The organism is Sphingomonas sp. Marseille-Q8236, from assembly GCF_965112005.1.
This window is the reverse complement of sequence record NZ_CBCOPO010000001.1, coordinates 303,046-328,207: the sequence shown is the minus strand read 5'-3', so window position 1 is coordinate 328,207 and position 25,162 is coordinate 303,046. Positions and strand designations below refer to the sequence as shown.

The following is a 25,162-nucleotide window of genomic DNA, read 5'->3' as shown; positions in this document are numbered from 1 at the left end:
GTGACGCAAGCGGAAATGGGTGCGCTGACCCATCATGGCGGGCGGATCGATGCGGCCAGGGCGATGTTTCCGCACGCGCCCGAACCGTGGCTCGATCTGTCGACGGGGATCAATCCGGTGGCGTGGCAGCCGACCGCCGCGCTGGCGGTCGATGCTGGGCCCTTGCCCGACCGCAGTGCGCTCGCCCGGCTGGAGGCATTGGCGGCGGCGCATTTTGGTGTCGCGGCCGAAAGCGTGGCGGCGGTGCCGGGAAGCGAGATGGCGCTGCGTCTCCTGCCGCTGCTGGGCATCGCCCAGTCGATCGTTGCGGTCCGGCCGAGTTACGGCACCCACGATGCGATCGCGACGATGCGGGTCGATCACGCCGCGCTGGAGGATTGGACGGGGCAGTCGGGAAGCCTGCTGATCGCCAATCCCAACAATCCCGACGGCGTCCATCGCTCGTGCGATCAGTTGGCGCGCCTGGCCGAGGCGCAAGCCCGTGCGGGCGGCTGGCTGATCCTGGACGAAGCCTTTGCTGATGCGATGCCGGGACCCGGCTTTGCGGGCGGCGAGCGGATCGTCGTGCTGCGGTCGTTCGGCAAGTTCTTCGGGCTGGCGGGGGTTCGGCTGGGCTTCGTCATCGCCGAGCCGGACATGCTGTCGCGGCTTCGTCTGTTGCTGGGCGACTGGCCGGTATCCAGCCATGCCATCGCCTGGGGCAGCGCGGCCTATGCCGATCGCGCATGGATCGCCGCGACCCGCATCGCGCTGGTCGAGCGGGCGGCGGCGCTGGACGCGGTGCTGGCGCGCCATGGTCTGATCGCAAAAGGAGACTGTCCGCTGTTCCGCATGGTCGAGACGCCGGTGGCGGCCAGTCTGTTCGCCCGACTGGCGGCGGCGGGAATACTGGTTCGGCCCTTCGCCGACGCGCCCGAGCGGTTGCGTTTCGGCGTGCCCGAGGCGGCGGACGATCTCGTCCGGCTGGACGCGGCGTTGCGACATGGCTGATCCCGTCGCGCTGCTCGCGCTGGCGCTCGACGCCGCGATCGGTTGGCCCGACCGGCTTTATGCGCGAGTCGGGCATCCGGTGGGGGCGTTTGCCCGCTTCCTGAATGTCGCGGAGCGGCTCGGCAACCGGCCGGAGTGGCCCGAGGGCGTGCGGCGGGGTCTGGGCGTCCTGACCATCCTGCTTCTAATCGCGCTGACCGGCGCGGCGGCATGGTGGCTCGACCGGGAATCGCATCTGTTGTTCGGACGCTGGGGCTGGATCGCCAGTGCCGTCCTCGCCTGGCCCGCCTTGGCGCAGCGCAGCCTCTATCTTCATGTTCGCCCGGTGGCCGAAGCGCTGATGCGCGGCGACCTGTCCGCCGCCCGCGCCCTGGTCGCGCGGGTGGTGGGGCGCGATACGCAGCGGCTGAATCAGGCGGGCGTCTCGCGCGCCGCGATCGAGACGCTGGCGGAGAGCTTTTGCGACGGCATCGTCGCGCCGCTGTTCTGGTTGCTGCTGCTCGGACTGCCGGGGGTGTGGATGTACAAGGCGATCAACACCGCCGACAGCATGATCGGGCATAAGGAGCCGCGCTGGCGCGCGTTCGGCTGGGCGGCGGCGCGGATCGATGACGGCGCGAACTGGATACCGGCGCGGATCGCCGGGTTGCTGGTCTGCGTGGCGGGCGCAGGCGGCTGGGGCGTGATGAAGCGCGATGCGCGCGCCCATGCCTCGCCCAATGCGGGCTGGCCCGAGGCGGCGATGGCAGGGGCGCTGGGCGTCGCGCTGGCGGGGCCGGTCGCCTATGACGGCGTGACCCAGATCAAGCCGTGGATCGGGCGCGAAGGGCGTATGGCGGCGCCGAACGACATCGTCACCGCGCTGCAAATCTATGCGCGCGCCTGCCTGCTCCTTTGGCTGATCGCGGGGGGTGTTGCGTGGCTGGCGTGATGATTCAGGGCACCGGCTCGGACGTGGGCAAATCGGTGCTGGTGGCGGGGCTGTGCCGGGCCTTCGCCAATCGCGGCCTTCGCGTCCGCCCTTTCAAGCCGCAGAATATGAGCAACAATGCCGCCGCGACCCCCGATGGCGGTGAGATTGGGCGGGCGCAGGCGACCCAGGCCTTCGCGGCGCGGGTCGAGCCGCATGTCGACATGAATCCGGTGCTGCTCAAGCCGCAGGGCGACCGCACCTCGCAACTGATCGTGCGCGGGCAGGTGCGGGGGATGCTGCCCGCGTCGAAATGGCGCGAAGGGCGGATCGGGCTGCTGCCCGAAGTGGTGGAATGCTACCGGCGATTGGAGGCGCAGTGCGACCTCGTCATCGTCGAGGGTGCGGGGTCGCCTGCCGAGGTCAATCTGCGCAGCGGCGACATTGCCAATATGGGCTTTGCGCGCGCGGCCAACGTCCCGGTGGTGCTGGCCGGAGACATCGACCGGGGCGGGGTAATCGCGTCGCTGGTCGGAACCAAGGCGGTGATCGACCCGGCCGATGCCGCGATGATCCGGGGCTTTCTGGTCAACAAGTTTCGCGGCGACCCGGCGCTGTTCGCCGATGGCATGGCCCTGATCGCCGGGCATACCGGCTGGTCTTCGCTGGGGCTGATACCCTGGCTGGCCGACGCGGCACGTCTGCCCAGCGAGGATGCGGTGATCCTGGAACGGGCGAAGGCGGGGGCCGGGGGCGGGTGGTGATCGCCTGTCCGATCACCCCGCGTATCGCCAATTTCGACGATCTCGATCCCCTCCGCCTGGAGCCGATGGTCGATCTGGTGATGGTCCGCCCCGGCCAGCCCCTTCCCGATGCCGCGATGATCGTGCTGGCGGGGTCCAAGGCGACCATCGCCGACCTTGCCTTCATCCGCGAGCAGGGCTGGCATATCGACATCGCCGCGCATCATCGGCGCGGGCGGCCGGTGCTGGGGCTATGCGGCGGATACCAGATGCTGGGCCGATCGGTCGCCGATCCGGATGGAATCGAGGGACCGGCGGGCAGCGTCGAAGGGCTGGGGCTGCTCGATGTCAAGACCGTGTTGACCGGCGAAAAGACGGTACGGCCGGTGACGGGCGAAGCCTTGGGCGTATCCTTTTCCGGTTACGAAATCCACCTCGGCCGGACCAGGGGCCCGGATGCCGCGCGTCCCGTGGGGCACCTCGCCGACGGGCGGCCCGAGGGCGCGATGAGCGCCGATGGCCTCGTCGCGGGAAGCTATATCCACGGCCTGTTGGGGGAGGCGGGGCAGCGGGCGGCATGGCTGTCGCGGATCGGCGGGGCGGGGCAGGGCCCGGATCACCGCGCCGATGTGGACGCTGCGTTGGATGCGATCGCCGCCGTGCTGGAAGCGCATGTCGATTGCGACGCGCTGCTGCGGATCGCTCAGGGAGCGGCGTAGAGCAGCGCGGCGACCAGCAGGCCGGTCTCGGTCAGTTCGATCCCTGCGCCATGGACATCGCCGGTCACGCCACCGACCCGACGCCGGAACCAGGCGGTCAGCACGATGATCGCGATCGGCCCCAAGATGAACGGCGGATAGAGCGGCACGAGCGCTATCGCGACGATGGCCCACAGTCCCAGATCGACCGGGCGCACCGCCCGTGCCACCATCGCGCCCAGGCCACCCGGCCGCAACGGTGGCAGGAGGCGCGCCCAGACCAATGGCCCGATCCGCGCCACCGCCGGAACCAGCGCGATCATCGCCCAGTCCCCCGGTCGCACGCCATTCAGCAGTACCAGCTTGGCGAGCAGTTGCATCACCAGCGCGATGGTGCCGAAGCTGCCGATATGCGGATCGGCCATCACCGACAGCAGCCGCGTGCGATCGCCATGCGCCGCGCCCAGCCCGTCGGCGAGATCGGCCAGCCCATCCAGATGCAGCGCCCCGGTCGCCCAGACCCAAGCCCCCAGCGCGGCCAGCGCCCCGATCCAGGGATCGACCCGCGCGCCCAGCCAGCCCGCGCCCGCCACGATCACGCCGATCATCAGTCCCGCCAGCGGATAAAGCCGGATGGCGCGGGCGAAATCCGCCTCGTCCGCCTCGACACGCGGCATGGGCAGCCGGGTCAGGAAGCCGAGCGCGACGATCAGCGTCTTCATGCTGTGGCCAACCCCGTCACCTGCGCGGTGCGGGGGTCTCCGTCCCACACCTCCAGCGTCACCAGGCTGGCATAGGGCAGGGCGAAGGACCAGACGGTCCTTGCGTCGAACCCGCACAGCAAATGCAGCGCCGCGCGCATCGCCCCGCCATGGGTCACGATCAGCGTGGGTTCGGGGGACAGCGCCATCAGGGCGGCGCGCACCCGCGCGACCAGATCGGACCAGCGCTCGCCGCCCGGCGGGGGGGCTGCATCGGGGTCTTCCCAGAACCGCCCGAGCGCGTCCCCATCGATCGCGTCCGGGGCCAGCCCGTCCCATTTCCCGAAATCCAGCTCCCGCCAACGCGGATCGATCTCGGTCGGGCCCATTGCCTCCGCACAGGCGCGCGCGCGCGACAGGTCCGAACTGATGCGCCGTGCCACCGGCACTTGGGCAGCCCGTGCCAGACAGGCCGCAATGCCGCGTTCCGTCACCGGGCAGTCGGTGCGCCCCAGCATCCGCCCCGTCAGCTCGGGCTCGCCATGCCGGAGCAGATGGAGGCGGAAGGGGGTCACGCGGTGGCGACCCCGGCCTCGGCAAAGGTCGCCATGCCGTCATGCGCCGCGATCGCCGCACGGATGACCTGCACTGCCACCGCCGCACCGCTGCCTTCGCCCAGCCGCATGTTCAGCGACAGAATCGGCTCCAGACCCAGCCGCGACAGCAGCAGGGCGTGGCCCGGCTCGGCCGAGCAATGTCCGGCTAGGCAGTGGTCGGCGATGGCCGGATCGGCCATGGCGAGCGGCGCGATCGCCGCGGTGCCGATGAACCCGTCAATCACCACAGGCACGCGCCGGGCTCGTGCCGCCAGCACCGCACCCGCCATCGCCGCAATCTCCCGCCCGCCCAGACGGCGGAGGATTTCGAACGCGCTGGTCAGATGCGCGCGGTGCAGCGTCAACCCATCGGTCACGGCCGCTGTCTTGCGCGACAGGCCCTCCCCATCGACGCCGGTGCCGGGGCCCACCCAAAGGGCCGCCGCCCCCCCGAAACTGGCGGCTGCCAGAGCGGCGGCGGGGGTGGTATTGCCGATGCCCATCTCCCCCAGCACCAGCAGGTCGGCATCGCCCAGCGCTTCGGCGCCGGCAGACAGGGCGGCGAGGCATTCCGCCTCGCTCATCGCGGGTGCGGTGGTGAAGTCGGCGGTCGGGCGGTCCAGGTCGAGCGGGACCACCGACAATTCCAGCCCGGCCGCGGCGGCCAGCGCATTGATCGCCGCACCCCCGGCGGCGAAATTGGCGACCATCTGCCCCGTCACCTCAGCCGGAAAGGCGCTGACCCCGCGTGCGACGACGCCGTGATTTCCCGCGAAGATCACCGCGCGGCCACGCTCGATCCGGGGGCGCTCGACGCCCTGCCACCCGGCGAGGAAGATGGCGATGTCCTCCAGGCGGCCCAGCGAGCCGGGGGGCTTTGTCAACTGGCCCTGTCGCCGCATGGCGGCCTCGCGCGCGGCGGTATCGGGACGGGACAGATCGGCCAGCGCGGCCTCGAACGCGGCGATCGTGGGGAAGGCGGTCATTCGACGACGAATCCTTCGGGCGGCGTGCGGGTGAGGAAATGGCCCTTCACGCCTTGCGGCCATTGTTTGTACGGCACCTGCCCCCAATCGCTGTCGGCATAAGCCCGCGCATAGTCCAGGATGGCGCGCGCGGCGTCCTCATCGGGGGCGAACTTGCCCATGACATAGCCGACCTTGCCGGGGCAGCGGAGGTGGACGGTGCAGAAGGACTGGCAGGCGAAGAGACAGGGCATCTCCTCCACCGCCACGTCCGCATAAGCGGGGTCCGAGGCTTTGACCGCGCGCAGCGCCTCGACCAGCAGGGCGCCGCCGCGCTTGCCGTCTTCATTTTCGCGTGCGTCCTCGGACAGGCGACAGGTGTTGCAGGCGACCACGGCGGGGCCGTTCGCGGCGGGTTTCAGCACGGGTAAGGCTCGATCATCGGGCATGTCTCCACAAAGGCGCTGTCGTCGCGCGAGGGGATAGCCCCGTCCGTCCGGCACACCCTGACCGGTCGAAAGACGACCGCGACGGGCAGGTCTCCTGGCTCGCGGGTCGGTGCCGGTCCGCCGCCTTCTCGGGGGCGAACCCCAATGGCGTGATGGCGGATGGCTCGCCGCTTACAGTTGCAGGGACAGCCGGGGCCTTACACCCCATTCCCTTTTCATCCCCCGAAGGGGAACCTGTCGCAGGGCGAGCGATAGGCGCGGGGAGGGCGAGAGGCAACACCGCTATTCCCTTCCCAACCCCCGCCGCCCGCCCCGGCGGAGGCCGGGGCCCAATTGCCGTGACGTTCGTGGGGCGCCTGATGGAATGCCGAAACTGGATCCCGGCCTTCGCCGGGGTGGTGCTATTGTGGCTGAGGGAAGGGTGCTATTCCTCGCCGCGCAACGCCTTCAGGAAAAAGGCATATTGCCGCCGCATCGCATAGGCCACCGGGCCGGTGCTGCGCCCGGCGGTATGCTCGCCGCCGGGGATGACCAGCAGGTCGAAATCCTTGTCCGCCTTGATCAGCGCATCGACTACCTGGGTCGTGCTGGCGGGATCGACATTGGAGTCCTGTTCGCCGACGACCAGCATCAGCTTGCCCTGCAACTGCTGCGCATGGACCACGCTCGAGGCGTCGAGATAGCTCTGGTCGACCGGATAGCCGAGCCATTGTTCGTTCCAGTCGATCTTGTCCATCCGGTTGTCGAAACACCCGGCATAGGCGACCCCGGCCTTGTAGAAATCTGGGTGGAACAGCAGTGCGTTCAGCGTGCTCTGCCCGCCCGCCGAGCCGCCATAGATGCCGACACGGGAAATATCGACGGCGGGGTCCCTGGCCGCCAGCGCCTTCATCCAGGCGATCCGGTCGGGAAAACCGCTATCGGCGAGGTTCTTCCATGCGACATCGTGAAAGGCCTTGGAGCGGTTGGCGGTGCCCATGCCGTCGATCATCACGACGATGAAGCCCAGATCGGCGAGCTGCTGCATCCCCATGACCTTGTCGCCGCCCGAGAAGCCGCCGAACGGCCAGAATGCCTTGGGCACAAAGCTGTCATGCGGCCCGGCATAGATGTTCTCGATCACCGGATAATGTTTGGCGGGGTCGTAATCGCGCGGGCGGACGACTAGGCCGTAGATATCGGTGCTGCCGTCGCGGCCCTTGGCGGTGAAGCGCTCCGGCGGGCGGAACCCGGCGGCGGTCAGCGCGGTGATGTCGCCCTTTTCCAGCGTCTGGATCAGGCGGCCGTCGCGCGCGTCGTGCAGTTCCATCGTCTCCGGCAGGTCGGTGCGGGAATAGACGTCCACATAGGTCGTCATGTCGGGGGAGAAGCGGACCTCGTGCGTCGCATTCTCCTGGGTCAGCCGGGTCAGGTTGCGGCCGTCGAAATCGACCCGGAACGATTGCTTGTAATAAGGGTCTTCGCCGGGCACGAAGCCGCTGGCCGAGAACCAGATCTGGCGTTTGTCGTCATCGACCTTGGCGATGTCGCGGACGATCCATTGGCCCTTGGTGATCTGACGGATGACCCGGCCGGTCGTGCCGTCGATCATATAGAGATGCCGCCAGCCGTCCCGCTCCGACGCCCAGAGGATCTCGCGGCCCCTATCCTTTACGTCGTGCGACCAGATGCGGTCGCGAAAGACGAAGGTCTTCGCGGTTTCGGTCACGGCGGCATGGGCCTTGCCGGTATCGGCATCGACCGCGATGATCTTCGCCTCGCCGAAGCCGCGCTTCAGATCGTCGAAGGCGAAGCTCTTGCCATCGGCCCGCCAGGCCGGGGCCGACAGGGTATAGGCGTTCGCGAACAGCGACGGGTCGATCTCGGTCCGCTTGCCGTCGGCGACGCGGAACAGGACGGGTGCCTCTTGATCCACCGCATCGCCGGGCTTGGGATAGAGTTGCTGCACGACCTCGGGCTGGACCTTGCCCGGCGGGGCGGCGAGGACACGGGTGACCATGCGGGGATAGCCGGGACGGACGCGCTGGAGCGCGATATGCCGGCCGTCCGGGCTCCAGGCGATCGTCTCGGGATCGTAGAAATTGGCGGGGCTGCCGTCTTGGGACCGCCACAATTCCTTGCCGCCCCCGGCCTCGCGCACGACCAGATTGTCGTCGAGGACCAACGCCTCCAGCCTGCCATCGGGAGAGAGGCGGGGATGGTTGTCGGCGGGCACGCGCAGGTCGCGCACCACGCCGAAGCCGCGCGGGCGGCCGGGGTTTTCCGGCGGGACGACGGTGCAGGCGGGCCGGGCGAGGACGCAGCGATAGATGACGCCGTCCTCATAGCCGATGCTGAAGGTGATCGCCGAACGGTCGGGCGTATAGGAGAAATGATCGAAGGGCAGGCGGAGCGGCGCGATCGGCTTGCCCATGACCTTGGCCAATGCGGGGGCGAGCGCAGCAGCGTCGAAGGCGGGGGCCTTGGCGTGGCTGGTCGCGTCCACATCGACGAAGGCGAAACCGTCCGCCACCGTCTTGCGATAATGGAAATGCCGTCCGTCCGCGTCCCACTCGGCGGGGGAGGGGATGTCGCGGGTCAGCCATTGCCATTGCTCGCGAAGAGCCAGCGACTTGGCGATACGGTCGGGCACGCCCTGCGCGGCGACCGGACCGGCGGCGAGCAACAGCGAAAGGGTCAGCAGGGTCTTCAACGGGCCGCTCCGATGGTGAAGCTGTAGGTCAGGGGCTGGAGCGGAATGCGGTACGGCATGTGCGCACGGCCATCGAGGTTCCAGCCGGTATCGCCGCCCACCCCCGCCTGCGCGGCGTCGATCAGCAGCGTGCCGTCGCCATGCGGGCGGATGTCCGAGCTGTGCGCCTGGGACGGCGGCTTCATCGCCAGGTCGGCATAGGGGAAGGGTAGGGCATTGACCGAAAGCGGCTGCGCCCCCGTCACGCGGAGCCCGACCCCAGTGCCGGTGAGCTGCAGCCAGCGCACATCGGTCTTGTTGCCGCTCTCCTGCGGCCGGGCATAGTCGTGATACTGGTCGGCCAGCGCCCCGCTCCAGCGGGCGATCATCGCACCGGTCTTGCGGTCGGCATAGCTTTCCCACGGGCCGCGCCCGAACCAGCTGACCTGGGTGAATTGCTGCCCCGGCGTCGCGAAGGCGAGGCCGACGCGCAAGGGATCGGGCAGCGTCGCGCGCAGCGGCGTGAAGCGGACGGTCGCCGTCGCATTGCCGTCCGGCGCCATGGTCCAGCGGGTCTGCATCTTGACCGATCCGACGCCCATGTCGTGATCCACGACGATGGCATCGCCCTCGCGCCGGATCGCGTCGAGGCGGCGATGGTCGGAGAAATATTGCCACATCGCATGGCTCTTGGGCACGCCCGCGCCCACGTCATTGTCGGTCGGCGCGCGGGTGAAATCGGGGGTGCCGCCGGTCAGCAGCGTCTTGCCGCCCCGCGCATAACGGCGGACGAGCCCGGTCGTCCGGTCGATCTCCAGCACGGCATCGCCCGCCGCCAGCGTTATCGCATCGGCGCTTTCCTGCGGCGGGACCGACCCGGCGGGTATGGCGGCGAAGACCGGGCCGGTCAGCGCGAACTGGTCCCAGCCGACGACATGGCCCGCGGGCAGCGGCGGGATCGCCCCCGCTTTGGTCCGGGCGCGCAGGATCAGCGAACGCTCGGCCGAGGCGTCCCTGGGCGCGGGCAGGGTGAAGGACAGGGGCGCGCTGACCCCCGCCGCCACGGACGGGGTGGTGATGCTGCCGCGGGCCGTCTCGACGCCATTCTCCAGCACCGTCCAGTCCAGCGTAAAGCGCGACAGGTCGATATGGTCGTGGCGGTTGACCACCTGCCACCCGCCGTCCTTGTGGGTGAAGCTGATCGGCGACTGGACATGCGCCATCTCGTAATATTCGGGGTCGGGGGTCCGGTCCGACTGGATCACCCCGTCGCCGACCGGGCTGTCGTCGCCGTGCAGCCCGGCATCCGTGGGATCGGAATCATAGTCCAGGCCCTGCCCCCAATAGGGGCGGCCGTCCTTGTCCTTCAGGATCATCGTCTGGTCGACCCAGTCCCAGACGAAGCCGCCCTGAAGCTTGGGATATTTGCGGAAAACGTCCCAATAGCCCTGGAAGTCACCCAGGCTGTTGCCCATCGCATGGGCATATTCGCACAGGATCAGCGGCTGGGTGAATTCGGGGCGCTGGGCATAGTCGGCCAGCTTCTCGACATCGTCGTACATGGGCGCGAAGATGTCGACATAGGCATTGGTCGGATGCCGCCAGCCGCTCATGCTGTAACCCAGGAAGTTGATCAGCCGGGTCTTGTCGTGCTGGCGGATCCATTGCGCCGCCGCCTCGAAATTGGGGCCGACGCCGCTTTCATTGCCCAGCGACCAGAAGATGATCGAGGGGTGGTTGCGATCGCGCTCGACCATGCGCCGCACCCGGTCGAGATGCGCCGCCGCCCATTCGGGCTTGTGGCCCAGGTTCAGCGTCGGATCGCCCTTTTCCTGGGTGAGGCTCAAGTAGCCATGGCTCTCGATATTGGCCTCGTCCATCACGTAGAGGCCATATTCGTCGGCCAGGTCGTACCAGCGCGGATCATTGGGATAGTGCGAGGTGCGGACCGCGTTGATATTGGCGGCCTTCATCAGCTCGATATCCTTGCGCATCGTCTCTTCGGATACGACGCGGAAGGTGTGCGGGTCATGCTCGTGGCGATTGACGCCGCGGATCATGATCCGCTTGCCGTTGACCCGCACCTCGCCGCCCGCGACCTCGACGGCGCGGAAGCCGATGCGGCGGCTGGTCGCCTCAATCAGCTTGCCCTTCGCGTCGAGCAGTTCGACCAGCAACGTGTAGAGGTTGGGGTCTTCGGCGCTCCACGTCTTCACGCCCGGAACCTCGGCGGCGATCGTCGCGGTCGTGCCGGTCGGTGTCGCGGTCCGGGTCAGCACGACCCGCTTGCCGTCGAGCAGCGTGGCGCGCACCGAGGTCGCCTGCCCCGCGCCCGCCAGGTCGATCGCGGCCGACAGCGTCCCGTCGCGATAGTCATGGCTCAGCCCGGCCTCGATCGCCTGATCGCGGATATGCGTCTGCGGCGCGGCATAGAGGGTGATCGAGCGCTCGATCCCGTTGACCCGCCAGAAATCCTGATCCTCGAGGTAGCTGCCGTCCGAATGGCGATAGAGCTCGATCGCGATGGTGTTCTTGCCCGGCTTCGCGGCCCGGCTGATGTCGAATTCGGTGGGGAGCTTCGAGTCTTCGGAATAGCCAATTTTCTCGCCATTGACCCAGAGATAATAGGCTGCCCCCGCCGCGCCGATGTTGAGGAGCAGGCGGCGTCCGGCGAAATGCGCCGGAACGGTGAAGTCGCGGCGATAGGAGGCGACCTCGTTCAGCCGATGCTCGATAAGGGGTTCGTTGCGCGGAAAGGGATAGCCGCTGCCGACAAAGACCGGGCGGCTCAGCCCCTGGGCCTGAAGGATGCCGGGCACCGCCACGTCGCGCCATTTCGACACGTCGCGGGCGGGATCCTCGAAGCCGACGGGTCGCGCCTCGGGATTGGGCGACATCTGCACCTTCCACGTCCCGTCGAGCGACAGGTGATAGCGCGACCGGGTGACGTCGCCCGCCAGAGCGGCCGCGCGCGTTTCGAACCCGGCGAAGCTCGTGTGCATCGGTTCCGCACCGATCCGGTCGATGGCGGGATTTTCCCACTCAAGGCGCGGCGACGGCGTTTGTGCCAGCGCGGTGCTGGCCATCACGGCCGAAAGGCTGGTCCACAAAGCCCATCGCGTCATTGCCATATCACGTCACTCCTCAGCCCGTCCGGCCATGCTAGATTATACGGAATACAATTTAAAGTCGGACGCCGTCGATTTGCCCTTGAGATTTATGATATAGAGTATCATTTGCGAAAAGGGGCGTGACGAAAGGCGATATGATGGTTGAGCAGAATGACGGCGATCTGCCGACACTGGGCCTGGCGCCTTATGCCGCGCCGTCCCATGCCGGCGGGGCGGGTCTGGATCGACTGGCCATTTCCGCTTCGTCCCTGTGCCTGGTCCATTGCCTGCTGTTCCCGATCCTGATCGCGTTCCTTCCCTCGATCGCGGCATGGGCCGATCTGGGGGAGACGTTCCACATCGTCATGCTGGCGATCGCGATACCGCTGAGCGGGACCGCGCTGCTGCGGGGGGTGCGACGTCATGGGCATCGCGGTCCCATGACGTGGGGGCTTATCGGCTTGGGCCTGTTGATGCTGGGTGTCGTGTTCGAGACCAGTATGGCGGGCACCGCCCTGACCGTTACGGGCGGGATCGTGCTCGCGGTCGCGCATGTCCTGAATCTGCGGGCCGATCGGCTGGCCGCGCTGAGCGCCTTGTAAGGAATCGACACACCCGCCAGTCGCGCTTTTTATATCCCCGCTCTTGACCCGGACGCGCGGTTTCGCGCAGGCGCAGCCATCCAAAGCGCAACAATATCTGGCGGGAGAATGGAATGACCGAGGCACATGATCGGATCGTCGCGGGTGTCGAACTGGGCGGTACGAAATCGATTGTGCTGATCGGGCGCGGGCGGGACATTCTGGTGTCCGAACGCCTGCCCACCACGACCCCCGCCGTCACCCTGGCCGCGCTGGCGCAGCGTCTGGGCGAATGGCGCGAGCAGTATAAGCCCGAGGCGCTGGGCATCGGCAGCTTCGGTCCGATCGCGCTCGACAAGAGCGGCATGGATTATGGCCATATGCTCGCCACGCCCAAGCCCGGCTGGGCGGGCGCGGACGTGGTCGGCGCGTTGGCCGAGGGCTTTGGTGAGCGGGTCGCCATCCATACCGACGTGACCGGCGCGGCGCTGGCCGAGGGGCAGTGGGGCGCGGCGCGTGGGCTGGCCGACCATATCTATGTCACGGTCGGCACCGGGGTCGGCATGGGCATCATCGTCAATGGCCAGCCGGTGTCGGGCCGGATGCACCCGGAGGCGGGGCATGTCCGCGTCCGCCGTGTCGCGGGCGATGATTTCGCCGGGGCCTGCCCCTTTCATGGCGATTGCCTGGAAGGCCTGGTCGCGGGTCCCGCGATTGCGGCGCGCGCGGGCCGTCCAGCGCAGGAGCTGGATGCCGATCACCCCGCCTGGGCCTTTGTCGCCGATGCGCTGGCGGAGAGCTTTGCCGGACTGTTCCTGACGCTCGCTTGTGGGCGCATCGTGATCGGCGGCGGCGTGGGTGTGGGCCAGCCGCACCTGCTCGACATGGTCCGCCGGGCGACGGTCGAGAAGCTGTCGGGCTATCTGCCCTTCGTCGACGCAGCGCAGGTCGCCAACCGGATCGTGCACGCGCAACTGGGCGATCAGGCGGGGCCGCTCGGCACGCTGGCGCTCGCCCGCAGCGTGCTGGCCTAAGCCGCCTTCGCGAAATCGCTGTCCTACAGCGAACCGATATGGTTCATCCTCTCCGGCAATGGGGAGGATGGACATGGGGGCATGGACGGATGCGGCGGGGGTCGAGGCGCTGATCGCGCAGGTGATCGCGCGCGAGGGGGATTATAGCGACCATCCCGCCGATCGCGGCGGCGCGACCCGCTTCGGCATTACCCAGGTGATGGCGCGGGCGGACGGCTATGACGGGCCGATGCGCCGCCTGCCGCTGTCGCGGGCGGAGTCGATCTATCGCCGGCTCTACTGGATCGCGCCGGGCTTCGACCAGGTGGCCGAACGCGCCCCGCGTCTGGCGGAGGAGCTGTTCGATACCGGCGTCAATATGGGCCCGGCGGTGGCGACCGGCTTCCTGCAACGCGCGCTGAACGCGCTCAATCGCGGCGGTCGCGATTATAGCGACCTGACGCCGGACGGGCGGATCGGCCCTGCCACGCTGGCGGCGCTGGAGGCGTTCCTGCGGCATCGCGGACCGCCGGGCGAAGTGGTGTTGCTGAAAGCCGTGGAGGCCTTGCAGGGCGAACGCTATCTCACGCTGGCGGAGCGGCGGCCAGCCAACGAGGCGTTCCTCTATGGCTGGCTGGCGGATCGCCTGTCGTGACGGCGGAGGAAAGTGCCGATGCCTGGACGCGGCGGGCCCGCCCGACCTTTCTCTATGTCATGTATGCGCTGCTGCTCTGGAGCATCCCGATGGGCGTGCTCGCCGGGTTTCGCCCGTCCATGGCGGCGGCGATGATCCGGGGCATGGCGCAATATCTCGCCGCCATTCCGGAGCCGCTCTACGCGCTCTTCGGGACCGGCTATCTCGGCTATACCGTCGCGCGCGAATGGGGGAAGCGGCGTCAGTAGAAGCGGGCGAGGGTCAGCTTTCGGTCCTGCCCGTCGCAGGTGCGCAAGGTGACCATGGTGCCCGGCTTGCCCACGGTCCAGCGGGCCATCGGGCTGCTGACATAGTCATGGGGGATGGGCTGTCCGTCGATGGCGCAGATCGTATCGCCTTCGCGCCAGCCGCCCTTGTCGGCGGGGCCGCCGCGCATGACGTGCAGGACGCGCAACCGGTCGCTCGCCACGCCCAGCAACAGCCCGACCGTCGAGCGAAGCGCCGGGTCGTCGGCATGCGGCCCCGGAGACAGGATCATCCGCCCCGCGCCCGGGTCTAGCAGCACGCGATAGCGCTGGAGAAAGCCGGACCCGATCCGTCCGGCCGCGCCGACCGACTCGCTGAAACCCTGGGCCGGTTCGATCCGCACCTCGACCTCGTGCGCGGTCAGCGTGCCCAGCCTGACGCTCGGCACGATCGCCAGATCGTTGACCGACGGCCCCGCCAGGCCGAAGCCGATGGCGGTGGTGGTGGGCAGCGAGCTGAGCTTCGCGGCACGCCATCCGGCCTGCGTCACCGTCAGTGCGGAGCCGTCCCCTGTATCGACGATGACCGGCGACAGCCGCGCCGCGCCCAGCCCGACCACGCTTTCATAGACGCGCCGTTCTGGCGAGATGACCAGCGGCGCGGTCGCACCGGTGAACGGCATCCGGCCCGACGCGATCAGGCGGAAACGCTTGGCCGCATAGTCGATGTCGAGCGCGTGGTCGGCCAGCAGGTCGCGCCCGACCAGCAGGTCCACCGCCGTCGCGTCGCCGGTCGCCAGCGCGGGCAGGGGGGCGACCGCGACGCCGCCACCCTTTCGGCTGAGCCCGCCAAGCGCCACGGTACGGGTCGGCATCCACCCGATCGCCACCGCTCCGCCGATCGCGCTCGCCTGTCCGCCCGGGCGAACCCGGCCCTTCGCCGCAATCGGCGAGCTTTGCGACAGCAAGGTGAAGCTGACCCCGGTATCGAGGATGGCGGTGACGCTTTGCCCGTCGATGGTCATGGCGAACCGGATCTGGTTGCCCGGGGTCAACTGGAACGGGATCCAGCGATCCTCGGCATCGGGGGCGAGCGTCATCACGCCGGGATCGCGCGCGGCGGCGGTGACGACGTCTTCCTCGGGCGCGGTGGCGGGCTTGGGCCTATGCGACGCCAGCGGGGCCATCACCGCGGCGGCCAGCAACAGGGGAATGGGGAGCAGATAGATCGGACGACGCATCACGACCGAACGCCTAGCCGAAGCGGAAGCTGCGCGCGCGGCAAATCGGCGGTGCCGGGGGGGGGCATCCAGGCCATGTCCGCGATGCGCAGCCCGCCCCGCCGCGAAGCGATGCTATCGCGTCAGGGCATTGAAGTCGCTGCCGGGATTTAGAGGCAGGCCTCCAGCAGCGCCTTGTCGAATCCGAACTGCTTGGCCTTGTCCAACGTATAAGGCCGCAGGCCCGCCGAGCGATATTCGCCGATGATCTTGCCGTCGGTGCCTTCGTCCAGATATTCGAAGCTGAACAGCTCCTGCGTGATGATCACCGGTCCTTCCATGCCGATGACCTCGGTGATGTTGGTCACGCGGCGGCTGCCGTCGCGAAGGCGTTTGACCTGGATGACCATGTCCACCGAATCGGCGATCTGGCGGCTGATCGCCTCCTTGGGCACCTTGATGTCCGACATCATCACCATATTCTCCATGCGGGCCAGCGCCTCGCGCGGGGAGTTGGAGTGGAGCGTGCACATCGATCCGTCATGGCCGGTGTTCATCGCCGCCAGCATGTCGAAACATTCCGAACCACGGATTTCGCCCAGGATGATCCGGTCGGGCCGCATACGCAGCGCGTTCTTCACCAGATCGCGGATGCTGATCTCGCCCTGACCCTCCAGATTGGCAGGTCGGGTTTCCAGCGGAAGCCAGTGCGGCTGTTGCAGGCGAAGCTCGGCGGCGTCCTCGATGGTCAGCACACGCTCGCCCGGGTCGATCATCTTGGACAGAGCGTTGAGCATCGTCGTCTTGCCCGAGCCGGTGCCCCCCGAAATGACGATGTTGAACCGCGACGCGCCTGCGATCTTCAGCAGCGTCGCCATGTCCTGGCTCATCGATCCGCCCGTCGCCATCATGTCGAGCGTGATCGGCTTGGCGGAGAATTTGCGGATCGAGATGGCGGTGCCGCGCAAGCTCAGCGGCGGCACGATCACGTTGACGCGGCTGCCGTCCTTCAGCCGTGCGTCGGCCAGCGGCGTGGTCTGGTCGACGCGGCGGCCGACCGAATTGACGATACGCTGCGCGACCTGGAACAGATGCTCCTCGTCGCGGAACCGGATATTGGCGAGTTCGAGCCGGCCCTTTCGCTCGACATAGGTCTGCTCGGGGCCGTTGACCATGATGTCGGTGACGTCGGTATCGGCGAGCAGTTCCTCCAGCGGACCCAGGCCCAGCAACTCGTCGACCAGCACCTTTTCCAGCGCGAACTGCTCGCGCCGGTTGAGCGTCAGCTTCAGTTCGGCCAGCACCTCGCCGATGATCGGGCGGAATTCCTCGGCCAGTTCGTCCTTGCCCAGCGTCGCGGCCGCTTCGGGATCGACTCGTTCGAGCAGGCGGGGAAGCACCTGTTCCTTGATCCGGTGGATCGACGCCTCGAAACCCTCGCCGCGGGCCGGCGTCGCCTCGACGGCGGCGGCCTGGCGGTCGGCCAGCCGTTGCATCGCATCGGCGGCGGTGACGGGCGCCGCGATTTCCGCGCCGGCCAGCGCGCTGAGTGGTGGGAATTGCTGACCGCCCGGACCGGGCGCCTCGCTTTCGGGGCGGGGAGCGGGGCCGGGACCATGCATCGGCCGCGCGACGCCAAAGGCCGGACGGCTTCCCGGCGTGGCACCCAAACCCTGACGACGACCAAAGGCACTCATCGCGCAATTTCCCATGACATGCGGCCATTCCGTAAATGCCAAGATTTACCATAAGCCTAACCGATCGCGGTTGCGGGGAATGGAAAGGGCGGGATATGGCGCTGTCCGATGCTGCATCGGTTCGTCCTTTCCCTGGTCCTGACGCTGGTCGGGCTGCTGCCGGTCGCCGCCGGGGCCGATGACATCGCCGCCACCGCGCGCGGAGTCGTGCGGGTCGTGACGATCGCGATGGTCGATGACGAGGTGGCGGGGTTCGGCCATGGGTCGGGTTTCGCCGTGGCGCCCAACCGCATCGTCACCAACGCCCATGTCGTCGAACTGGCCGAACGCTATCCCGACAATGTCGTGATCGGTGTCGTCCCCTCGGAGGGCAGCAAATCCTATCAGGGGCGGGTCATCGCCTATGATGCGCGCCGCGACCTGGCATTGATCGAGGTCAGCGAGGCCAAGCTGCCGCCCGCCGCGCTGTTCACCGGCCCGGTGACCGAAGGCGACCAGGTGATCGCGCTCGGCTATCCGGGCAATGTCGATTTGGCGACGGCGCAGTCGGCGGCGGACTATATCCGCCCGCTCTCGCCGGTCCGGTCGCAGGGTGTGGCCTCGGGACGCCGCGCGCTGACCGGGATCGAGGTGCTGCTCCACACCGCCAGCATCGCGCGGGGCAATTCGGGCGGGCCGCTGCTCGATCCGTGCGGGCGGGTGATCGGGGTCAATTCGGCGCTGACGCGCGCGGATGACGGCGATTCAACCTTTGGTTTCGCGATCGCCGATACCGAGCTGATGGCGTTCCTGCGCGCCGCCAAACAACCCTATATCTCGGTCGCGGTGCCCTGTACCTCGATCGAGGAGCGGTTGCGCGAGGATAGTGCGGCGGATGCGCGGGCGATCGCCGATGCCGCCGCCGCCAAGCGCGAGGCGATCAACGCCGCCGCAATTCGCCGCGAGGAAGCGCTCGATGCCGCGCGTGCCGCCGCCGAACGAACGCGCGAGAATGTCATGGCGATCGCTGCGCTGCTGCTGGTCGGCGGGGCGCTGGCACTGGGCGGTGCCGGGCTGCTCGAATCGCGCGGGTCCCGGCGCGCGGCGATCCGGACCGGCGGTATCGGCGGCGTAGCGATCGTCGCGGCGGTGGTCGTCTTCCTCCTGCGTCCCTCCGGCGAGATCGACCTGCCCCGCGAAGCCTCCGCCTTGCCCAGTGCCACTCCCCCCGGAAAGGCGCTGGGGCCGATGATCTGCACCCTGCAACCCGACCGCAGCCGAATCACCGTCTCCTCGACGGCGGAGACCCGGATCGATTGGGGTGCGAAGGGCTGCGCCGACGGCAATATCCAGTTCCTGGAGGGCGAGGGCGGCTGGCAGAGGATCATCGTTCCCGACGAAGAGCCGACGGTGACGGTGGCGCGCTTCGATCCCGTTACGCGCAGCTATACCCAGACACGCTATCTTCTGCCCTCCGCGACGATGGACGCGATCCGCAAGCTGCATCAGCCGACTACCCCGCGCGGCTGTGTGAAGACCGACACGGCGCTTCAGAATCTGGAAGGCGAGCAGGCGCAAATCCGCCAGCAACTGCCGCCGCTTCCCAATGAGAAGCTGGTCTATAGCTGTCGTTCGGCGCGCTGATCCCGGGCGGCAAGCCCTTGGATCACGGCCTCGATAAAGGCGATGCGGCGCGCCGTTTCGGGCAGGTGCGGGTCGGGTAGGGGAAGTGCGGCGACCAGGCGCGTGATCGCTTCGGCCTCCACGTCGCCCAGCTTTGCAATCCGGGCGGCGGCGAAATGCTCGACCAGCGTGGTTTCATCCTCATCGAACGCCAGCCGAGCGAGCCCGCGTTCGGTTATCGCCACCAGCATCGGCCCCAGCGGAGTCGCGATCATCGCCCAGTCGATCGTCACGCCGTCCCCGCCACGCCGCCACTGGCCCGGCGCCATGCCGCGCCGCATCTCGCTGTCCGCATAGAAGCGACTGGGCGCGGCATAGCCCGCCTCATAGACGGCCGCCGTCACGCTATTCTGTTCCTTCAGAGCCAAGTCCGCACGCCGGTTGCGTAGGCCGCGCGCGTATGCGGCAGGGGTCACGCCGGTTGCGCGCTTGAACAGCCGGTGAAAATGATGCGGCGCATAGCCGACCGCCTGTGCCAACGCCGTCAGGGGAGGGATGCCGTCGCTTTCCTCGAGAAGCGCGAGCGCGCTCGCCACAGCCTGTCGGTCGCGGGCGACCTGATCGGGCAGACAGCGCATACAGGCTCGGAAGCCCGCCGCCTGCGCGGCCTGCGGTGTCGGGTGAAAGCGGACATGCTCGCGGCGGGGGCGCCGGGCCGGGCAACTGGGGCGGCAATAGATGCCGGTCGACATGACCGCGACGACGAACCGTCCGTCCGCCGACCGGTCGCGCTGGAAGAACGCGTCCCAGGCGGCATCCTCATCCGAAACGGACAGGCTATCATATGGTATGAGGTCGGGCATGAGGGGACGATCCAAGACCCCGAACCATCGGGGCCGGGAGAGCTTAGCAAAGAGGCTGTGGCATTCATCCCACGGCTTGCGGCCAAAGCTGTTAAACTTGCGTCACCATCCTGTCACAAGATGCGCCACGCACCTTGCATCAATGGGTTCCCGATGCTAACCGCCCGCCAACCCATCGGAGGCGCGTTTTTCGCGCCCCGTTCCCCATGGGGCCAACCCGTTCGTTGTTCGAGGAATTCGCATCCGTGGAGATGTCCGGCGGTACTATAAGCGGCACAGGCGGCATCCAGGCGAGCCTGGGTGGACGTTATGCGCTCGCGCTTTTCGAAACGGCCGCTGAGCGCCGTTCGATCGACACGATCGAGGCGAGCCTCGTGACCCTTCGCGATGCGCTGGCCGCCGACAAGGACCTGGCTGCGCTGACCAAGAGCCCGGTCGTGGCGCGCGGGGCCGCCGTCAAGGCGATCCTGGCGGTCGCCGACACGCTGGGCCTTGACGGCGTGACCAAGAATTTCCTCGGCGTGCTCGCCGAGAATCGGCGCCTCTCGGCGCTGCCGCAGATCATCCGCGCGTACCGCCAGCTGGCCAGCCGCCATCGCGGCGAGGTCGCCGCCGAGGTGACGAGCGCCCACCCGCTGACCGAGGGCCAGGTCGCAGAGCTGAAGCAGCAGCTGCGCACCCGCGTCGGCCGCGAGGTGTCGGTCGACCTGTCGGTCGATCCCGACCTGCTCGGTGGGCTCGTCATCCGCATCGGTTCCCAGATGATCGATAGCTCGATCCGCACCCGTTTGAATGCGCTCGCCAGCGCGATGAAAGGCTGACGTTCCCATGGATATCCGCGCCGCAGAAATCTCCAAGGTCATCAAGGACCAGATCGCCAATTTTGGCACCGAGGCCCAGGTCAGCGAGACCGGCCAGGTGCTGAGCGTCGGTGACGGCATCGCGCGCATTTACGGCCTCGACAATGTCCAGGCGGGCGAGATGGTCGAGTTCGCCAATGGCGTGCAGGGCATGGCCCTCAACCTCGAAGCCGACAATGTCGGCGTCGTGATCTTCGGCTCGGACGCCGAGATCAAGGAAGGCGACACTGTCAAGCGCACCGGCACCATCGTCGACGTGCCGGTCGGCCGTGGCCTGCTGGGCCGCGTCGTGGACGGCCTGGGCAACCCGATCGACGGCAAGGGCCCGATCGAGGCGACCGAGCGCCGCCGCGTCGAGGTGAAGGCACCGGGCATCATCCCGCGCAAGGGCGTGCACGAGCCGGTGCAGACCGGCCTCAAGGCGATCGACGCGCTCGTTCCCGTCGGCCGTGGCCAGCGCGAGCTGATTATCGGCGACCGCCAGACCGGCAAGTCGGCCGTCGCGATCGACGCCTTCATCAACCAGAAGACGGTCAACGCTGGCACCGACGAGTCGAAGAAGCTCTACTGCATCTACGTCGCCGTGGGTCAGAAGCGCTCGACCGTGGCGCAGCTGGTCAAGACGCTCGAAGAGAATGGCGCGATGGAATATTCCATCGTCGTCGCCGCGACCGCGTCGGAGCCCGCCCCGCTCCAGTTCCTGGCGCCCTACACCGGCACCGCGATGGGCGAATATTTCCGCGACAACGCGATGCACGCGCTGATCGTGTTCGACGATCTGTCGAAGCAGGCCGTTGCGTACCGCCAGATGTCGCTGCTGCTGCGCCGTCCGCCGGGCCGTGAAGCCTATCCGGGCGACGTCTTCTATCTGCACAGCCGTCTGCTCGAGCGTGCGGCCAAGATGAACGACGCCAACGGCGCCGGCTCGCTTACCGCGCTGCCGATCATCGAGACCCAGGCGGGCGACGTGTCGGCCTACATCCCGACCAACGTGATCTCGATCACCGACGGCCAGATCTTCCTCGAAACCGACCTGTTCTTCGCGGGCATCCGGCCGGCGATCAACGTCGGCCTGTCGGTCAGCCGCGTCGGCTCGGCCGCGCAGACCAAGGCGATGAAGAAGGTGTCGGGCTCGATCAAGCTGGAGCTCGCCCAGTATCGCGAAATGGCCGCCTTCGCGCAGTTCGGCTCGGACCTCGACGCATCGACGCAGAAGCTACTCAACCGCGGCGCGCGCCTGACCGAGCTGCTCAAGCAGCCGCAGTTCAACCCGCTGCCCTTCGAGGAGCAGACGGCGTCGATCTTCGCAGGCACCAACGGTTACATCGACAACGTGCCGGTGGCGCAGGTCGTCCGCTACGAAGCGGCGATGCTCGCGTACCTGCGCAACGATCATGCCGATGTGCTGGCGATGATCCGCGACACCAAGGATCTGGGCGACGAGGCCAAGGGCAAGCTCAAGGCCGCGCTCGACCAGTTCGCGAAGATCTTCGCGTAAAGCAGACATAAGCCCTCTCCCCGCTGGGGAGAGGGTTGGGTGAGGGGCCGCCCCAAGCGACCTCGCCCGTGGCAACCCCTCACCCCGACCCTCTCCCCCGAGGGGAGAGGGAGGCAGAAGGACGAAGATGGCGAGCCTCAAGGCCCTCAAAATCCGGATCAACTCGGTCAAGTCGACCCAGAAGATCACCAAGGCGATGAAGATGGTCGCCGCCGCCAAGCTGCGCCGGGCGCAGGACGCGGCGCAGAACGGCCGTCCCTATGCCGAGCGGCTGGAAACGGTGATGGCCGGCATGGCCGCGCGCGTGGGCGGCGTCGGTGCGTCGCCGCTGCTGGCGGGCACCGGCAAGGACGATGTCCAACTGCTGGTCGTCGCGACCTCCGAGCGTGGCCTGGCGGGTGCGTTCAACACCAACATCGTCCGCGCCGCGCGCCGCAAGGCCGAAGAGCTGACCGCGCAGGGCAAGACGGTGAAGTTCTACATCGCGGGCAAGAAGGGGCGCGTGCTGAAGCGCTTCTTCCCGGGCGCGATCCTCGCCGATCATGACATGAGCGCGATCAAGGCGCCCAAGTTCGACGACGCGCGCGTCATCGCCGACGATCTGATCGCCCGCTTCGAGCGCGGCGAGTTCGACGTGGCGCATCTGTTCTACTCCAAGTTCGTCTCGGCGCTGGTGCAGGACCCGGTCGCGCAGCAGCTGATCCCGGTGCCGATGCCCGCAGCCACCAAGGCCGAAACCTCGGTCGAGGCGGTCGCCGAGTTCGAGCCGAGCGAAGAGGACATCCTCGACGCGCTGCTGCCGCGCAACGTCGCGGTGCAGATCTTCCGCGCGCTGCTGGAGAACCAGGCCGGTTTCTACGGTTCGCAGATGAACGCGATGGACAATGCCACGCGCAATGCGGGCGACATGATCCGCCGCCTGTCGATCCAGTATAACCGCACGCGTCAGGCCGCGATCACCACCGAGCTGGTCGAGATCATCTCGGGCGCCGAGGCGCTCTGATGCGGGCAGCGCTCCTTCTGGGCCTGACGGTCGCTCTGGCCGGATGCGGCCAGGCGTCCGATCAGCCGAAGGACGCGCCCAAGGCTTCGCCGACGCCGTTCGTGAAGGGCGGATGGGCGACGGTGTTCGGCAATGCGCCGGAGACGGTTAGCCTGCTCGACCGGATGGGCTTTCGCATGAGCGGCTACGCGCCCGTCCAGGGCCAGTATCGCGCGATCGCGCAGGCGACGCCGATGGCCGATCCGTCGGTGACGCCGGTCAACATGGCCAATCTGATCGTCGAGGGCGATGCGAAGACGCTGAACACGCTTCGCTTCACGCTCGATCTCGTCCATCTCGACTCCAGCCCGTTCGCCAAGACCCAGTTCATCCGCTGGGTGACCAAGCCGATGGATCAGCTGGGTTTGGACGGCAAGGATGCGGTTGCGGCCGCGATCCAGACCGAAAGCGCCACCACCGGCCACCTGACCGGCGCCGATTACCATGTTACCCGTGACAAGATCGACGGTGGCCGCCGTCTGGTCGTGACCTTTACCCGCCCCGAAGCTATGTCGGGCTCTACCGAACCAAGGAAGCAATGATGGCAACCGCCGCTGAGGACATCCGGCCGACCACGGCCACCAACAATGTCGGCACGATCGCCCAGGTCATCGGCGCGGTCGTCGACGTTCACTTCTCCGATCACCTGCCCGCGATCCTGTCGGCGCTGGAGACGGACAACAACGGCACCCGTCTGGTGCTCGAAGTCGCGCAGCATCTGGGCGAGAACATCGTCCGCACGATCGCGATGGACACGACCGAGGGCCTGACCCGCGGGCAGAGCGTGACCGACACCGGCAACCAGATCCAGGTTCCGGTCGGCCCCGCGACGCTCGGCCGCATCCTGAACGTCGTCGGCGAGCCGATCGACGAGCGTGGCCCGGTCGCCACCGATCTGCGCGCGCCGATCCACGCCAAGGCGCCCGAGTTCGTCGAGCAGTCGACCGAGAGCGCGATCCTGGTCACCGGCATCAAGGTCATCGACCTGCTCGCGCCTTATGCGAAGGGCGGCAAGATCGGCCTGTTCGGCGGCGCCGGCGTCGGCAAGACGGTTCTGATTCAGGAACTGATCAACAACATCGCCAAGGGCCATGGCGGCACCTCGGTCTTCGCGGGCGTCGGTGAGCGGACCCGCGAGGGCAACGACCTGTACCACGAATTCCTCGACGCGGGCGTTATCGCCAAGGATGCCGAGGGCAATGCGATCAGCGAGGGCTCGAAGGTCGCGCTGGTTTATGGCCAGATGAACGAGCCGCCGGGCGCCCGTGCCCGCGTCGCGCTGTCGGGCCTGGCCATCGCGGAATATTTCCGCGATCAGGAAGGCCAGGACGTGCTGTTTTTCGTCGACAACATCTTCCGCTTCACCCAGGCGGGTGCGGAAGTGTCGGCGCTGCTCGGCCGTATTCCGTCGGCCGTGGGCTATCAGCCGACCCTGTCGACCGACATGGGCGCGCTGCAGGAGCGCATCACCTCGACCAACAAGGGTTCGATCACCTCGGTGCAGGCCGTGTACGTGCCCGCCGACGACTTGACCGACCCGGCGCCGGCCACCTCGTTCGCCCACTTGGACGCGACGACCGTGCTCAACCGCGCCATCTCGGAGCTGGGCATCTACCCGGCCGTCGACCCGCTCGACTCGACCAGCCGCGTGCTGGAGCCGCGCATCGTCGGCCAGGAGCATTATGAGACGGCCCGTGCGGTCCAGTCGCTGCTCCAGCGCTACAAGGCGCTGCAGGACATCATCGCGATCCTGGGCATGGACGAGCTGTCGGAAGAGGACAAGCTGACCGTCCAGCGCGCCCGCAAGATCCAGCGCTTCCTGTCGCAGCCCTTCCACGTCGCGGAAGTCTTCACCGGCATCTCGGGCAAGTTCGTCCAGATCGAAGACACGATCCGTTCGTTCAAGGCGGTGGTCGACGGCGAGTATGACCATCTGCCGGAAGCGGCCTTCTACATGGTCGGCGGCATCGACGAAGCCGTCGCCAAGGCCGAGAAGCTGGCTCAGGAAGCCTGATGACAGGGGGGACGGCCCGGTCCGTCCCCCTCTTTCCTC

General features: G+C 67.9%; 21 protein-coding genes, 1 pseudogene and 1 riboswitch. Of the genes and pseudogenes, 13 read left to right on the top strand and 9 right to left on the bottom strand.

Translation table 11 applies throughout. The features are described 5' to 3' along the window. The 3 genes and pseudogenes from ACWPWT_RS01525 (at position 1) to ACWPWT_RS01515 (ending at position 3,362) form a co-directional block, all read left to right on the top strand. On the top strand, positions 1–990 hold the full coding sequence (locus ACWPWT_RS01525; RefSeq protein WP_454278272.1) for an aminotransferase class I/II-fold pyridoxal phosphate-dependent enzyme: 990 nt from the start codon (positions 1–3) through the stop codon (positions 988–990). Next, positions 983–1,921 carry an adenosylcobinamide-phosphate synthase CbiB gene (gene cbiB / locus ACWPWT_RS01520; protein ID WP_454278271.1) on the top strand — a complete coding sequence of 313 codons (939 nt, stop codon included), beginning with the start codon at positions 983–985 and terminating at the stop codon, positions 1,919–1,921. Before ACWPWT_RS01525 ends, cbiB begins: the two co-directional genes overlap by 8 nt. Then, positions 1,909–3,362, top strand: a pseudogene (locus tag ACWPWT_RS01515) (cobyric acid synthase). The gene cbiB and the pseudogene ACWPWT_RS01515 overlap by 13 nt, the downstream one beginning before the upstream one ends. Here the strand turns inward: ACWPWT_RS01515 and cobS are convergent. The 6 genes from cobS to ACWPWT_RS01485 form a co-directional block, all read right to left on the bottom strand. Continuing rightward, positions 3,347–4,063: an adenosylcobinamide-GDP ribazoletransferase gene (gene cobS / locus ACWPWT_RS01510; RefSeq protein ID WP_454278270.1), complete on the bottom strand. Its 717-nt coding sequence runs from the start codon at positions 4,061–4,063 to the stop codon at positions 3,347–3,349. The pseudogene ACWPWT_RS01515 and the gene cobS overlap by 16 nt on opposite strands. After that, positions 4,060–4,617, bottom strand: coding sequence for a histidine phosphatase family protein (locus ACWPWT_RS01505; RefSeq protein WP_454278269.1), 558 nt, complete (start codon positions 4,615–4,617; stop codon positions 4,060–4,062). Before ACWPWT_RS01505 ends, cobS begins: the two co-directional genes overlap by 4 nt. After that, a complete protein-coding gene (cobT, locus tag ACWPWT_RS01500; RefSeq protein ID WP_454278268.1) occupies positions 4,614–5,624 on the bottom strand; it encodes a nicotinate-nucleotide--dimethylbenzimidazole phosphoribosyltransferase in 1,011 nt (336 codons plus the stop codon). The genes ACWPWT_RS01505 and cobT overlap by 4 nt, the downstream gene beginning before the upstream one ends. Then, positions 5,621–6,052, bottom strand: coding sequence for a DUF1636 domain-containing protein (locus ACWPWT_RS01495; protein ID WP_454278267.1), 432 nt, complete (start codon positions 6,050–6,052; stop codon positions 5,621–5,623). Before ACWPWT_RS01495 ends, cobT begins: the two co-directional genes overlap by 4 nt. Positions 6,053–6,119: 67 nt before the next feature. Beyond that, positions 6,120–6,305: riboswitch (cobalamin riboswitch) on the bottom strand. Between the two features lie 171 nt (positions 6,306–6,476). Beyond that, positions 6,477–8,744, bottom strand: coding sequence for a DPP IV N-terminal domain-containing protein (locus ACWPWT_RS01490; RefSeq protein WP_454278266.1), 2,268 nt, complete (start codon positions 8,742–8,744; stop codon positions 6,477–6,479). Further along, the gene (locus tag ACWPWT_RS01485; protein WP_454278265.1) at positions 8,741–11,854 is read right to left on the bottom strand and encodes a glycoside hydrolase family 2 TIM barrel-domain containing protein; all 3,114 of its coding nucleotides are present in this window, start codon (positions 11,852–11,854) and stop codon (positions 8,741–8,743) included. The genes ACWPWT_RS01490 and ACWPWT_RS01485 overlap by 4 nt, the downstream gene beginning before the upstream one ends. 134 nt (positions 11,855–11,988) lie before the next feature. Here ACWPWT_RS01485 and ACWPWT_RS01480 point away from each other — a divergent pair, with 134 nt between their 5' ends. From ACWPWT_RS01480 to ACWPWT_RS01465, 4 genes are all read left to right on the top strand, one after another. After that, on the top strand, positions 11,989–12,435 hold the full coding sequence (locus ACWPWT_RS01480; protein ID WP_454278264.1) for a MerC domain-containing protein: 447 nt from the start codon (positions 11,989–11,991) through the stop codon (positions 12,433–12,435). Between the two features lie 113 nt (positions 12,436–12,548). Next, positions 12,549–13,448, top strand: coding sequence for an ROK family protein (locus tag ACWPWT_RS01475; protein WP_261269895.1), 900 nt, complete (start codon positions 12,549–12,551; stop codon positions 13,446–13,448). A gap of 73 nt (positions 13,449–13,521) precedes the next feature. Continuing rightward, entirely contained in the window at positions 13,522–14,082 is a 561-nt protein-coding gene (locus ACWPWT_RS01470; RefSeq protein ID WP_454278263.1) for a glycoside hydrolase family 108 protein, read from the top strand. Then, positions 14,079–14,330 (top strand): 3TM-type holin, encoded by a 252-nt coding sequence (locus ACWPWT_RS01465; RefSeq protein WP_454278262.1) that lies wholly within the window; start codon positions 14,079–14,081, stop codon positions 14,328–14,330. The genes ACWPWT_RS01470 and ACWPWT_RS01465 overlap by 4 nt, the downstream gene beginning before the upstream one ends. Here ACWPWT_RS01465 and ACWPWT_RS01460 read toward each other — a convergent pair. Together ACWPWT_RS01460 and ACWPWT_RS01455 are read right to left on the bottom strand one after the other, a co-directional pair. Next, positions 14,324–15,568, bottom strand: coding sequence for an aspartyl protease family protein (locus ACWPWT_RS01460; RefSeq protein ID WP_454279868.1), 1,245 nt, complete (start codon positions 15,566–15,568; stop codon positions 14,324–14,326). The two genes, ACWPWT_RS01465 and ACWPWT_RS01460, sit on opposite strands and share 7 nt — an antisense overlap. A gap of 149 nt (positions 15,569–15,717) precedes the next feature. Continuing rightward, positions 15,718–17,244: an ATPase, T2SS/T4P/T4SS family gene (locus ACWPWT_RS01455; RefSeq protein WP_454278261.1), complete on the bottom strand. Its 1,527-nt coding sequence runs from the start codon at positions 17,242–17,244 to the stop codon at positions 15,718–15,720. Between the two features lie 108 nt (positions 17,245–17,352). Between ACWPWT_RS01455 and ACWPWT_RS01450 the strand changes: the two genes are divergently transcribed. Beyond that, positions 17,353–18,867: a S1C family serine protease gene (locus tag ACWPWT_RS01450; RefSeq protein WP_454278260.1), complete on the top strand. Its 1,515-nt coding sequence runs from the start codon at positions 17,353–17,355 to the stop codon at positions 18,865–18,867. Here ACWPWT_RS01450 and ACWPWT_RS01445 read toward each other — a convergent pair. Continuing rightward, complete coding sequence (locus tag ACWPWT_RS01445) at positions 18,843–19,709, bottom strand: bifunctional transcriptional activator/DNA repair enzyme AdaA (RefSeq protein ID WP_454278259.1); 867 nt, start codon at positions 19,707–19,709, stop codon at positions 18,843–18,845. The two genes, ACWPWT_RS01450 and ACWPWT_RS01445, sit on opposite strands and share 25 nt — an antisense overlap. Before the next feature lie 251 nt (positions 19,710–19,960). Between ACWPWT_RS01445 and ACWPWT_RS01440 the strand changes: the two genes are divergently transcribed. The 5 genes from ACWPWT_RS01440 (at position 19,961) to atpD (ending at position 25,123) form a co-directional block, all read left to right on the top strand. After that, positions 19,961–20,530, top strand: a complete 570-nt coding sequence (locus ACWPWT_RS01440) for a F0F1 ATP synthase subunit delta (protein WP_454279867.1) — start codon at positions 19,961–19,963, stop codon at positions 20,528–20,530. A 7-nt stretch (positions 20,531–20,537) separates the two neighbouring features. Next, entirely contained in the window at positions 20,538–22,067 is a 1,530-nt protein-coding gene (gene atpA, locus ACWPWT_RS01435) for a F0F1 ATP synthase subunit alpha (protein WP_007406897.1), read from the top strand. 127 nt (positions 22,068–22,194) lie between these two features. After that, positions 22,195–23,070 carry a F0F1 ATP synthase subunit gamma gene (locus ACWPWT_RS01430; protein ID WP_309696963.1) on the top strand — a complete coding sequence of 292 codons (876 nt, stop codon included), beginning with the start codon at positions 22,195–22,197 and terminating at the stop codon, positions 23,068–23,070. Further along, a complete protein-coding gene (locus ACWPWT_RS01425) occupies positions 23,070–23,651 on the top strand; it encodes a hypothetical protein (protein WP_454278258.1) in 582 nt (193 codons plus the stop codon). Before ACWPWT_RS01430 ends, ACWPWT_RS01425 begins: the two co-directional genes overlap by 1 nt. Then, entirely contained in the window at positions 23,651–25,123 is a 1,473-nt protein-coding gene (gene atpD / locus ACWPWT_RS01420; RefSeq protein ID WP_454278257.1) for a F0F1 ATP synthase subunit beta, read from the top strand. Before ACWPWT_RS01425 ends, atpD begins: the two co-directional genes overlap by 1 nt. The last annotated feature ends 39 nt before the right edge of the window (positions 25,124–25,162 follow it).